General features: G+C 47.8%; 10 protein-coding genes and 1 riboswitch. Of the genes, 8 read left to right on the top strand and 2 right to left on the bottom strand.

Annotated elements, in window-relative coordinates:
- Window positions 1-176 precede the first annotated feature (176 nt).
- From DWV73_RS00335 to DWV73_RS00355, 3 genes are all read left to right on the top strand, one after another.
- Window positions 177-1,082: a transposase gene (locus DWV73_RS00335; protein ID WP_117795045.1), complete on the top strand. Its 906-nt coding sequence runs from the start codon at window positions 177-179 to the stop codon at window positions 1,080-1,082.
- Window positions 1,083-1,584: 502 nt separating this feature from the next.
- A complete protein-coding gene (locus DWV73_RS00345) occupies window positions 1,585-2,472 on the top strand; it encodes a transposase (protein WP_207661023.1) in 888 nt (295 codons plus the stop codon).
- A 377-nt stretch (window positions 2,473-2,849) separates the two neighbouring features.
- Window positions 2,850-4,088 (top strand): hypothetical protein, encoded by a 1,239-nt coding sequence (locus DWV73_RS00355; RefSeq protein ID WP_207661024.1) that lies wholly within the window; start codon window positions 2,850-2,852, stop codon window positions 4,086-4,088.
- A 104-nt stretch (window positions 4,089-4,192) separates the two neighbouring features.
- Here DWV73_RS00355 and DWV73_RS00360 read toward each other — a convergent pair whose 3' ends face one another.
- Window positions 4,193-5,533, bottom strand: a complete 1,341-nt coding sequence (locus DWV73_RS00360; RefSeq protein ID WP_117795056.1) for an MATE family efflux transporter — start codon at window positions 5,531-5,533, stop codon at window positions 4,193-4,195.
- A 310-nt stretch (window positions 5,534-5,843) separates the two neighbouring features.
- On the opposite strand from DWV73_RS00360, the gene DWV73_RS00365 reads away from it, so the two are divergent.
- Together DWV73_RS00365 and DWV73_RS00370 are read left to right on the top strand one after the other, a co-directional pair.
- Window positions 5,844-6,557 carry a DUF6198 family protein gene (locus DWV73_RS00365; RefSeq protein ID WP_242995685.1) on the top strand — a complete coding sequence of 238 codons (714 nt, stop codon included), beginning with the start codon at window positions 5,844-5,846 and terminating at the stop codon, window positions 6,555-6,557.
- An 89-nt stretch (window positions 6,558-6,646) separates the two neighbouring features.
- A complete protein-coding gene (locus tag DWV73_RS00370; RefSeq protein WP_117795058.1) occupies window positions 6,647-7,387 on the top strand; it encodes a L,D-transpeptidase family protein in 741 nt (246 codons plus the stop codon).
- Between the two features lie 140 nt (window positions 7,388-7,527).
- Window positions 7,528-7,633: riboswitch (TPP riboswitch) on the bottom strand.
- Window positions 7,634-7,677: 44 nt separating this feature from the next.
- On the opposite strand, the gene DWV73_RS12905 is transcribed toward DWV73_RS00370, so the two are convergent.
- Window positions 7,678-8,478: a hypothetical protein gene (locus DWV73_RS12905; RefSeq protein ID WP_242995686.1), complete on the bottom strand. Its 801-nt coding sequence runs from the start codon at window positions 8,476-8,478 to the stop codon at window positions 7,678-7,680.
- A gap of 184 nt (window positions 8,479-8,662) precedes the next feature.
- Here DWV73_RS12905 and DWV73_RS00380 point away from each other — a divergent pair, with 184 nt between their 5' ends.
- The 3 genes from DWV73_RS00380 (at window position 8,663) to DWV73_RS00390 (ending at window position 12,447) form a co-directional block, all read left to right on the top strand.
- Window positions 8,663-8,845 (top strand): hypothetical protein, encoded by a 183-nt coding sequence (locus DWV73_RS00380; protein WP_117795060.1) that lies wholly within the window; start codon window positions 8,663-8,665, stop codon window positions 8,843-8,845.
- Between the two features lie 174 nt (window positions 8,846-9,019).
- Window positions 9,020-10,648 (top strand): response regulator, encoded by a 1,629-nt coding sequence (locus tag DWV73_RS00385; protein ID WP_107001617.1) that lies wholly within the window; start codon window positions 9,020-9,022, stop codon window positions 10,646-10,648.
- Complete coding sequence (locus DWV73_RS00390; protein ID WP_117795062.1) at window positions 10,648-12,447, top strand: sensor histidine kinase; 1,800 nt, start codon at window positions 10,648-10,650, stop codon at window positions 12,445-12,447. The genes DWV73_RS00385 and DWV73_RS00390 overlap by 1 nt, the downstream gene beginning before the upstream one ends.
- Window positions 12,448-12,459 lie beyond the last annotated feature (12 nt).

Consider the following 12,459-nt stretch of genomic DNA (forward strand, 5'->3'; position numbering starts at 1 on the left):
CTACATTTAACATAACAAGCATATATTTTTCTTTACCACATTTCATATATTTATCTATATTCTAAAAATAATCTAAGAAAATCTTATGCTTATCCAAGTCAACAACAATTGAAGAGCAGGAGATTTTCAAAGGGTTAAAAGAAAAGTGGAAATTCTCCTGCCAGAAGGGAGAATGAATGAGAAGTAGGAATTCTGTAAAAGTGAAGCGGAATCACAAGGATACGCTGTTTCGGATGATTTTCAGCACGAGGGAGAATCTGCTGAGTCTTTATAATGCGGTGAATCATTCGCATTACACAGATGCATCGGAGCTTGAGATTGTGACGCTGAAAAATGCGGTTTATATGAACATGAAGAATGATCAGGCGTTTCTGCTTGATATGCAGCTGAACCTTTATGAACATCAGTCCACCTGGAATCCGAATATGCCGCTGCGCTTTTTGATGTATGTGGCAAAGGAGTACCAGATGCTGGTGCGGAATCAGACGCTTTATGCATCGGCGCTGGTAAAGGTGCCGACACCGCATTTTGTTGTGTTTTATAATGGGGAGACGGAGCAGGAGGCGGAGACGATTCTGAGGCTGTCGCATTCGTTTCAGCAGAAGACGGATAAACCAGAGCTGGAATTGATGGTAAGGGTGTTGAATATTAACCTTGATAAGAAACAGGAAGTGTTGGAGGCGTGCCAGCTTTTGAAAGAATATATGCTTCTGGTGAATAAGATTCGTAGATATACGGATGAGTATAAAGATATTAATCAGGCAGTCGAACAGGCAGTGACGGAGTGTATCGAGGAAAATATACTGGCTGATTTTTTAAGAAAGAATCGGGCGGAGGCGATTGAAATGTGTATTTTTGAATATGATGATAAGCGGGAGAAGGAGCTGATCCGGAAGGCGGAGTATGCGGAAGGTATGAAAGAGGGAGAAAGGATTGGACGGGAAGCTGGAAAGAAAGAAGAAGCCGAACGGATATTTAATATTTACCAATTATTTCGCGCGAACTACACGGAAAACCAGATTAAAGAGAAGCTGGGGATGAATGTAGAAGAAGTACGGAAAATTTTGGAACGATTTAAATGATTTTTAGCTTAGACGGGAGTGTCTTTCGGAGGGAGGGCACTCCTTATTTGAATACGAAAGTTATGACAGATGCACCGTTGGATATGGAAATGCGGAAACGGTATTTGGGAATGTTCTGGGGCAGTTACTGTTCACGGGTAGGCACTTTTGGAACAGAAAGTGCCGTAAGAAAACGTGGTGGCAGCAGGAATTTGCCGTATTTGAATGCGAAGCCACAGCAAATTCCGTTACTGGGCACGCATGCGTGAACAGTAACTGGGGCATAAAATAAGAATGTAAAAGAAATAAATTCTTCTTGCATCCTATATGCGGATATGCTACATTTATCTTATCAAGCATATATTTTTCTTTATCAGCAATTTAAGCGGTATCTAATATTCTAATTTTAATCTGAGAAATCTTATGCTTATCCAAGTCAACAATAATTGAAGAGCAGGAGATTTTCAAAGGGTTAAAAGAAAAGTGGAAATTCTCCTGCCAGAAGGGAGAATGAATGAGAAATATGAATTCTGTAAAAGTAAGGCGGGATCACAAGGATACGTTGTTTCGGATGATTTTCAGTACAAGGGAGAACCTGTTGAGTCTGTATAATGCGGTAAATCATTCACATTATACGGATGCAAAAGAGTTGGAGATCGTGACGCTGGAAAATGCAGTTTATATGAATATGAAAAATGACCAGGCATTTTTGCTGGATATGCAGTTGAATTTGTATGAACATCAGTCAACCTGGAATCCGAATATGCCGCTGCGTTTTCTGATTTATGTGACGAAAGAATACCAGATGCTCATTCGGAATCAAACGCTGTATGCGTCAACGCTGGTAGAATTGCCGACCCCACACTTTGTTGTATTTTACAATGGAGAAGAGGAGCGGGAAGCGGAAAGTGTTCTGAAACTGTCACATTCATTCTGCCAGAAGGCGGATGAACCAGAGCTGGAATTGATAGTGAAGGTATTGAATATTAATCTGGATAAAAAACAGAGGATTTTGGAAACTTGCTGCCTGTTGAAAGAGTATATGCTTCTGGTTGACAAGATTCGTAAATATGCGGCAGAGTATAAGGACATAAACCGGGCGGCAGAGCAGGCTGTGACGGAATGTATTGAGGAAAATATACTGGCTGATTTCCTGAGAAAGAATCGAACGGAGGCGATAGAGGTGTGTATTTTCGAATATGATGAGAAACGGGAAAAGGAATTGATTCGGAAGGCAGAGTATGCGGAAGGTAAGAAGGAAGGATTAAAGGAAGGTCAGAAGCAGGGTGAAGAACGAGTGTTTGGAATTTATAGATTATATCGAGATAAATATACAGAAAACCAGATTGCAGAACAGATGAAAATAGATGTGGATGAAGTTAGGAATATTTTGGAAAAGTTTAAGGAATAGGTGCGGCGGTTGGTTATACATATGCTGATATTATCATTGAACCGCAAAATCCGGATAATGGCATTATCTTTGAATTTAAGCATTCCAAGGAAGTGTCAGGATTAGATAAGACCTGTGAAAGAGCGCTCAAGCAAATCAGAGATCGAAGGTATTCTGAGTATCTGAAAAATGATGGTCGCCATAATATAATGCTTTATGGCATCGCTTTTTACAAAAAGAGATGTAAAGTAGTGGTTGAGAAACTGAAAGAAGCATAATGTTGATCAGCCCGCTTACTATAATCGTATACGATTTGTAGGTGGGCTTCTTTTTTGATGCTATGTCAATAGTTGGGAGAGAGTATGAAATTTCTAAAGATAAGTGCAAAATTATGTTTGATGCTGCTTGCAAGTCTGTTTGCAGGCATATTTTTACTATGGTGCGTATTTTTGCTGCCGGATCGTTTGACCCAGGCGCATGCAGCTCGATCGGCGGAAACATTTTCTTATGAAGGGATAGGTGCGGCGGTTGGTTATACATATGCGGATCAGCTGGATAACTGGACGGATGCGCTTATGATTGGAAATGCCTGTTATCAGAAAGAAGATGCCAGTGCGCTGAACCGCGCGGCTGCAGCCTACCGACCAGATTATCAGAATGGAGATCCGATTACTTCGTTAGATGCATACGTGAAGGCGGAGGAGGACGTTGGCAGTATTGCGTACCCGCGTTATTGGCATGGCTATCTGGTGGCGCTTAGGCCGCTTTTGATGGTAACCGATTATTTGGGTATACGGTCAATTAATACAGTCTTTTTTGCGGTTACAATATTATTACTGGTGTTGGTTATAATAAAAAGAAAACAATATCAGTTGTTCCTGCCGTTGGGGATTACGATTTTATTTTTGCGTCCATTAGCGATTATTCATTCGCTGCAGCTTTCGACGGTATTTTACCCGACGATGCTGTCGGTTATTGTGTGTATTTATTTTCAGAAATGGATGTGCAGGGAGGGACATTTTCTTTATCTGTTTTTGATGAATGGGATTGTGATTGCATACGCGGATTTGCTTACATATCCGGTCGCTTCATTAGGGGTATTACTGACTGTTTTTATGATGATTCAGGAAAAAACGGCGCCTGCAGAGAAGATTCGGCAGATTGCGGCTGGTTCAGTCGTTTGGGGATTTGGCTATTTTGGCATGTGGGCAGGAAAATGGCTGATTTCTTCGATTATTTTACGTCAGAATGTTTTGGCAGATGCCGTTTCGCAGGCACAGGTCCGCGTTTCCAGCAGCTATGGAGAAAATCATTTTTCCAGAGTGATGGTATTTATGCGGAATATAGGTGCCGGATTTATAGGGGTTCTGGTATTAGCGGCGGTTGTCTTTCTTCTGTTGACGATTTTTATGCTGTGGAGAAATAGACAAAGCCTGCATGTTCGGAGTGGCTGGCGGGAGCTCTTCCTATGTATGTTGCCATATCTTATGATTTGCCTGATTCCGTTTGCCTGGTATAGTGTGTTTGTGAATCATTCTTATATCCATATCGTGTTTACATACCGGGCACTGGCAGCAGCGGTGTGCGCGTGGAGTGGAATGTGCATGGTAAAAATGGAGTTTGTGTTTTATAGATAGTAGTGTGCTAAAATTTTAGGAGCGGGTAAAACGCGAAAAAGAGCTTTAAACGAAATAAGGATGGAAGAAATCACCCCCAAAGTAAATTCTTCCATCCCTTTTCTTTACTCTTTTACAATTCGAAACTCCCTCCATTTTCCGCTCCGGTAGCGCATCACAACTACAAAGCAGGCGATCAGCCATGCGGGCGGCATGCTCACGTAGTAGCAGCGGAAGCCAACCGGGGTGAGCGCCAGAAGAAAGGAGAGCGTGAGGCGGATGCCCAGGTTGATGAAACCGGAAGCTGCCGGGATCTTGACATCGCCGGCTCCCTGCAGGAAACCGCAGGTGATGTTGGTGATCGTGCTGGTCCAGATGAAGAACATCAGGATGTCGAGATGTTCCTTTGCGCGCCGCAGGGACTCTCCGGTGATGTTGAAGATCTGGAGAAGCGGCCGGTCAAAAAGCAGAACCACGATACTGATGGAGATACTGATCAGGACACCCATCAGGATGGTCGTGCGGTAACCGCGGCGGGCACGGTCCAGTTTTTCGGCGCCGATATTCTGTCCGGCGAAGCTGGAGATGGCGACGTTAAAGCTCTGGGACGGGATGTGTGCGAGCTGTTCGACCTTCAGCATGGCAGCGTAGCCCTCGATGCTGGGAGCGCCGAATGAGTTGATGAGACGCTGCAGGATGAGGAAACCAATCGAATTGACGCCCGTCTGCAGCATGATCGGAATACTCAGGCGCATCAGCAGCGCCCCCTGTCTCTTCCAGGCGTAGAGATAACGCCGTTTCGGCAGCAGATCCGGGAAAATGTGCCGCAGATACAGGAAACTGGCGATGGCGGAACCTGCCTGTGCGATCACGGTCGCGGCAGCCGCGCCGGAGACACCCATATGAAAGACGGAGATAAACACACAGTCCAGCACGATGTTCAGGGCGGCGGAGATCATCAGGAAAATGAGTGCGCCGCGCGAATCCCCATGTGCCCGCAGGATGCCGTAGGTGACATTGTAGAGCAGCTGGAAAATAATTCCGCCGCTGTAGATCAGAAAGTAGGCCATACTGTCGAAACGCATTTCTTCCGGTGCCTGCAAAAAGCCGAAAATAACTGGACGGGCTGCCAGAAAGCAGGCGGCGGTTAAAAATATACTTGTGATCACGGCGATCAGATAGGAGACGGAGATGGATTCCTGTATATCCGTCTCTTTTTTGGCACCGAAATACTGGGCAACTGCGATGTTGACACCGGCACCGATGGAGGTGCAGATGGCGGTCAGAAGCCAGATCATGGAGCTGGTTAGTCCGACGGCTCCAAGGGCGGTTGCGCTGATGAGGTTTCCGACGATCACGCTGTCAGCGAGGTTGTACAAAACCTGCAGCAGGTTTGCCCCCATGATAGGCAGGGAAAAGAGCAGGATGGAGGACCATTCCCGCCCTTCGGTCATATCTTTTTTCATATGTATAAAACTCCTTTGATACAGCTAAAATCATGAGTTTAGTGTAGCATAGAGGATGGAAAAAGTAAAGAGAACGGAAAGCGCTTGTCAAGTGGAAAGAGAAGGATCTATAATAGAATAGATTTAATGTAACTGTTCAGCAGGTCTGCGCATTTACTGCGCTGACCGTACGAAAACATGGGCCAGCAGGCAAAAATCCTATTGCCATAGGCAATTTTTAATGGATTTTTGCGCGTGACTGTGAGGGGACTGAACAGTTACGATTTAACGAATATTAAGAAAAAGGGATGAGGAAATCTTGAATCACAACATGGAAATGACAGAGAAACCGACGGGAAGCGGGGTAGCACGGTGGAGCTTCTATCTGATGGGGCTTCTGATTCTGGCGATGGGGCTTACACTCAATACCAAAGCAGGACTCGGAGTGTCGCCGATTATTTCACTTTCGTATGCAGCGTCCGTGATCTGGAACCGGAATTTTGGTGATATGACCTTTGTCCTGTATGGTATCTTTGTCTTGATTCAGGCGGCGATTCATCTGCGGGAGAAAGGAAAAGCCGGACGCAGCCTGCTTATGAAAGATGCGCTGCAGTTTCCATTGAGTATTGTATTTACAAGATTTCTGAATGTGTTTTCAGCGTGCATACCGCCGCTGGAAGAATGTGGACCGGCGGCTTCTGGACTTTTAGGACGCCTGGGAGTGTTGATGCTTGCTCTGATTTTTACAGGCATCGGCGCGGCGATGTCCCTGTCAATGCGGCTGGTGCCAAATCCGGGCGATGGTCTGGTGCAGGTGCTTGCAGACACCTTTGGAATCGGCACGGGTCTGATGAAGAACTGTGTGGATGCGTTTTGCATTGTTCTGTCACTGATTATGGGACTTTTGTTTGCGGGAAAACCGGTGGGAATCGGCATTGGAACGGTCTGTGCTGTCATGCTGGTGGGGCGCGTGATTGCGCTGTTTCATCATATTTTTGGAAAGGCGATGCTGCAGGCGGCTGGACTGGAAAGTGGCAGGAACTGACAGAGTGTGTGGAAAAAGGTGTGCGAAAGATAAAAGCAGCCGATTTTTGAGTAAAATTCAGATACATAAAATAATAGGAGATAAATAAGATGAAATTGAGAATGAAGCGGAAAGCAATGGTAATATTGGCAGCAGGCATGTTGATGAGTGCGGCAGCTCCGGCGGCTGCGATGGCAGCGGAGAAAGCGACAGGGCCGGCGCTTACGGCAAGCTACAACGGGGATGTAAATACACTGGAGGCGGCGAAGGATGCAACGCAGCTGATTGTGGTGATTGGCAACCGTCAGGATCCGGCGAAGAGCCGTCTGGACTGGTATAAACGCGATGCAGATGGAAAACTGGTGCAGGTGATGTCAAAAGAGGCGGTCAGCGGCATGAACGGCATTACGACGCAGAAGCAGGAGGGCGATAAGAAGACGCCGGCGGGTGTGTACCGCTTTACGATGGCATTTGGTCTGAAGGCAAATCCGGGAACGATTCTGCCGTACCACCAGATCGTGGACGGCGATTATTATGTGGATGACGGAAACAGCCAGTATTATAATAAGCTGGCAAATACGAAGCAGGTACAGAAGGACTGGAATTCGGCGGAGGATCTGATGGCGCAGGCGCCGCAGTATAATTATGGTCTGGTGTTGGATTATAATCCGGAGTGTACACCGGGAAAGGGATCGGCGATCTTTCTGCATTGCCCGAAGAGCTGGAATAATACGGGAACTTCCGGGTGCATCAGTATTCCGGAGGAAGATATGAAACAGGTTGTGCGCCAGGTGGATGCCGGGACAAAGATTGTGGTGGTGCAGGATGAGAGCGATTTAGCAAATTACTAATTAGATAGGCTGTGAGAGTCAGATCTCATTTGGGGATTTTTATCTGGAAGCAGATAGGAACCCCCAGATGAGTTTTTTTGTTTCATAGGACATAATTTCCTAATGAAACCCAAAAACGCCGGACAATATCCGGCGCTCAGGTGTCTCAAAATATCTGTCCCTACGTTGGCATTATCCAAATCAGGTTTTGGGTCGGAACTTTTGGTTTCCTCTCAGCCTGCATCACAAGCTTCCCATTATCGAAATGAATTGTAGCATGATTTGGAAAAATAGCAGTGGCAACTCTGGTTTTATGATTTATTTGCCCCGCCCATCTGCCGGCTCAGCATCCGCAGCATTTCCGCCTGCCGTTTCTGCGCTGGGGGCATTTGGTCTGTCAGGATCGAAAAAAGAGTGTCCATTTCTGAGGTTGAGAATTGCGGGGAACCGTTGCTGCCCCGGAGACTCATGAGAAGCGGCAGAAGCTTGTCTTGCGGCGTGTTTCTTGCCTGATCGGCTAACTGTTCCATCTGTTTTATTTTGTCTGGATCCATGGAGCGGAGTCTCGGATCCTGTTTCCAGTTTTGAAATTCCATAGTGTGTGCCTCCTGTCTGTTTGAAGTGGATGTGCCAGATGCACGGTCCGTGGGTTCTTTCTGTCTGCGGGGATAATCGGCTTGCGGGTAAAGGACAGATGCCGGAACTGCATCAGAATTGGGTGAATCATTCTGGATATCTTGCGAAGTCGGAAAGGATGCTGTCTGCGGCATATTTTGCCAGTAGGATTCATAGAGGCGGGAACCTTCGATAAAATTTAAGACCAGATCGATCGAACTTTGCTCTTCCTCTGTGCCATACGGCTTGATCGCTTTCAGCATATCAACCGGCGAATCCTTGTCGCGTTCGCCCACCGAGCAGATTCCGATCTCACCGTCGGCCGGATCAGCAAATAGCTGCATCGTCTTTTCTAGTTCGCGGAATTTCACAAACAGGGAGAAAAAACGCTGTTCCGGGATGTGAATATAGGGAAGCGCCGCCTTGACAAGCTGCATATGTGGGAGTGAGGTCAGGCGGTCTAACTCGGTCATTTTGAGAGAAACATCTTGGCTCACGAAAAAAACCTCCCAAATCTTTGTCTCAATATATGCAGATGAGAGGAAAAAAAGACGTTTTGGTTCACGGGTAGGCACTTTTGGAACCGAAAAAGAACGGGAATGTTTAAAGAAAAAAAGCTCCGGGACAGGAAAAACCACATATAGTATATTATAAAAAATAAGAAAAAAAGGATTCAGAACTATGAATACCCGGCTGATCATTGATGGAAATGCCGTTTATGAAATAGATGAAGACTGTCTCGCCTGCCGCGGACGGCGGACCGGATGCAGACGCTGTGTGGAACCGGGTTCCCGCACCCGGGGACGAAGCACGCCTTTACAGAAAATGGAACCTGCCAGTGAAAAATCACAAACTCACAAATAAAGAAAGATGTGGTATAATGTAAAGAAAGAAATTCCCCTCATTCCAGCCTGCCCAGCCACTTCCTCATGAGGTGTCAGGGAAAGCTGGAATGGGGATACCGTAGCAGAGCTCCAGAGTCCTAAGACAAACTGGCTCACAACAACATTGCATCAGGAACTGAAAGGACGAATCCATATGAACCCATATAAAATCATGCTGGTAGATGACGAGGAGGAAGTACGGACAAGCATCATACGCAAAATCGACTGGCAGGATGCCGGATTCGAGGTGATCGGGGATGCGGAGAACGGGAAGGAAGCGCTGGAAAAGATCGAGCAGAATGAGCCGGATGTTGTGCTGACAGACATCCGGATGCCATATATGGACGGGCTGGAGATGGCGGAGAATATACGGCAGAGATATCCGTCCATCAAGATCGTGATTTTTTCTGGTTTTGATGAATTTGAGTACGCCAAAAAGGCGATCAAGCTCAATGTGATCGAATATATTTTAAAGCCGGTCAATGTCGAAGAGCTGACGGCGATTTTAAAGAAAATCAAGAAAAATCTCGATGAGGAGATCGAGCAGAAGCGGAATGTTACCCTGCTTAGGGAAAGTTATATCAAGAGTCTTCCGGCGATCCGGGAACATTTTTTGAATGACCTGATTCACGGCGGCATGGAGGAAGCGCAGATTGAGGAAAAACTGAACGAATATGCGATCGACGTTGCGGGTGCGGTCAAATGGGTGATTGCGGCGATCCATCTGGAACCGGATGAGAAGGTGGACAAGGCGGTTTCGCTGCATCAGCAGCGGGAGCTGATTCCGATCTCCGTCCGCAATCTGATTGAGGAAAAACTGGAAGGGCAGTACCGTTTTATTGTATTCCATTCTTCCTTTGAGACGATCCTTCTGGTGGCGATCGACAAAGACAATACACAGACCGGGCTGATTGCCCTGCTGGGCGATATCTGCAAGGAGACGAAGAAAATTCTGGAGGTATCGGTTACGATCGGCGTGGGTGAGAGCTGCAGCTCGCTGACGGATTTAAGCCGCCCGTGCCACACTGCACTCAATGCGCTCGGTTACCGTGCGATCACGGGTTCCGGCGGTGTGATCTGCATCGGCGATATGGAACCGTCCGGGCATGAAAAACTCCGGTTCGACAGCCGGATGGAGTCGGAGCTTATAGCGGCAGTCAAGTTTGGACCGAAGGAAAAGATCCGTTCCGTGATAGACGGGATTGTGAGCCGGATGGAGGATGCGCGGGTGCATTACCGCCAGTATCAGGCGTATGTGCTTGCGATCATCAATGTGCTGACACAGCTCTCCCAGCAGTATGATCTGCGGATCAGCGAGATGTTTGGCGTGGAAAATGATTATTTCGAGATTCTGGGGCGCGTCCAGAAGATGGAGAATGTCCGCCCGTACCTGACCGAGGTGGCGCTCAAGATGAATGCCGGAATGGAAGAAGAGCGGAGCAATACGACAAAAAACGTGATCCGCGAGGCGAAGCAGTACATTCAGGACAATTTTCAAGATCCGGATCTGTCGGTGGAGAAGATCTGCCGCCATCTGCATATGAGCCCGGCGTATTTTTCAACGATGTTTAAGAAGGAGACGGGACAGGCGTACATCGCCTATCTGACCGATGTCCGGCTGGGGCGCGCGGTCGAGCTTCTGATGGCAACTGACGACAAGACGTATATCATCGCGGAAAAGGTCGGCTACCCGGAGCAGAACTATTTCAGTTACGTATTTAAGAAAAAATTCGGTGTTTCCCCGACGCGGTACCGCACGGCACACCGGAGCGGGGAGGCATAATGGGTAAAAAAAGGACGATCTGGAAGAAAAAGCTCTTTGACGATGCCAGCATCCGGTCGATGATCTTTATCTATTTTACGATCACGGCGCTGGCGGCGAGTGTACTGATCTCCCTGTCGCTGTACCAGAGAATGTCACGGCAGGTCACGGAAGTAGTACAGGAGGAGAGCCAGAACCTGATCGCGCAGGTGGGGCGCTCTGTGGAGTCGTATCTCCGCACGATCATGAAGCTGTCCGACTCGCTTTATTATGGCACGATCAAGAATGCCGATCTGTCGAGCCAGTCGCTTGGAAGTGAATTTACGCTTCTCTACGATAATAATAAGGATAATGTGGAGAATATTGCCCTGTTTTCGGAGGATGGGGCGCTTCTGGAGGCAGTCCCGGCGGTGCGTCTGAAAAATGAGGTGGATGTGACGCAGGAAGAATGGTTCCGGAGCGCCTTAAACCGGACGGAAAACCAGCATTTTTCCCTGCCGCACGTACAGTATGTGTTTGACAATGCGGAAAATCAATACCGATGGGTCATTTCGCTATCGCGGGCGGTCGAACTGACACACGGAACCTCGACCTCGCAGGGCGTCCTTCTGGTCGATATTCGCTATTCGAGCCTGGAACAGCTCTTTGGCGGCATCACGACGGGGCGCGGCGGTTATTTCTATATGATCAGCGGAAATGGCGAGATTCTTTACCACCCGCAGATGCAGCTTCTGGATTCCGGCTGGGTGCAGGAGAACAATGGACAGGCAGCCGGCTATTCGGACGGAAATCATGAGGAGATATTTGCCGGAAAAAAGCGGATGGCGACGGTCAAGACGATCGGCTACACAGGCTGGAAGGTGGTCGGGGTGACGCCGGAAAATGCCGTGTCGCTCAACACGATCAAAACCCGGCTTTTTATCGTATTTGTCATTGCCCTGATTTTGTGCATTCTGGCTCTGATTAACTCTTATATTTCATCGAGGATCACGAATCCGATCCGTGAGCTGGAAAAATCGGTCGGCGTCCTGGAGGCGGGCAATTTAAGCGCACCGGTGTACATCGGCGGTTCGTATGAGATCCGCCATCTGGGAAAATCGATCAGTGATATGGCGGGTCAGATCCGCCTCCTGATGCAGGATATTGTGCGTGAGCATGAGGCGAAACGCAAGCAGGAGTTTGATACGCTGCAGTCGCAGATCAATCCGCATTTCCTCTATAATACGCTCGATATCATTGTCTGGATGATTGAAAATGAGCAGAAAACGGAGGCGGTCAAGGTGGTGACGGCGCTGGCGCGGTTCTTCCGTATCAGTTTAAGCCGCGGCAAGAGCTTAATTACTGTGAAGGATGAGCTGGAACACGTCCGGAATTACCTGATGATCCAACAGATGCGGTTTAAAAATAAGTTTACCTATACGATCAAGTCAGATGATGAGGTTTTGGAACTTGCAAGTTTAAAACTGATGCTGCAGCCGCTGGTGGAGAATGCGATCTACCATGGCATGGAATATATGGACGGCGACGGCGAGATCTTCGTGCGCGCCTGGCAGGAGGAAAAAGAGCTGTATCTGGAGGTGCGGGACAATGGGCTTGGCATGACGGAGGAACAGGTCGAGAGCCTCTTTACCGATACGGCGCACGTGGCATCCAAGCGCGGATCCGGCATCGGGGTACGCAATGTCAACGAGCGGATCAAGCTGTATTTCGGCGCGGAATATGGTCTTTCGATCGAGTCGGAGCCGGATGAGGGAACCGCGGTGAAGATTCATCTTCCGGCAGTGCCTTACGAGAAAGTGCTGGAAGAGAAGAAAGTGTAAAAGTGGGGGCGA

The organism is Clostridium sp. AF12-41 (genome assembly GCF_003461685.1).
GTDB classification, from domain to species: domain Bacteria; phylum Bacillota; class Clostridia; order Lachnospirales; family Lachnospiraceae; genus Otoolea; species Otoolea fessa.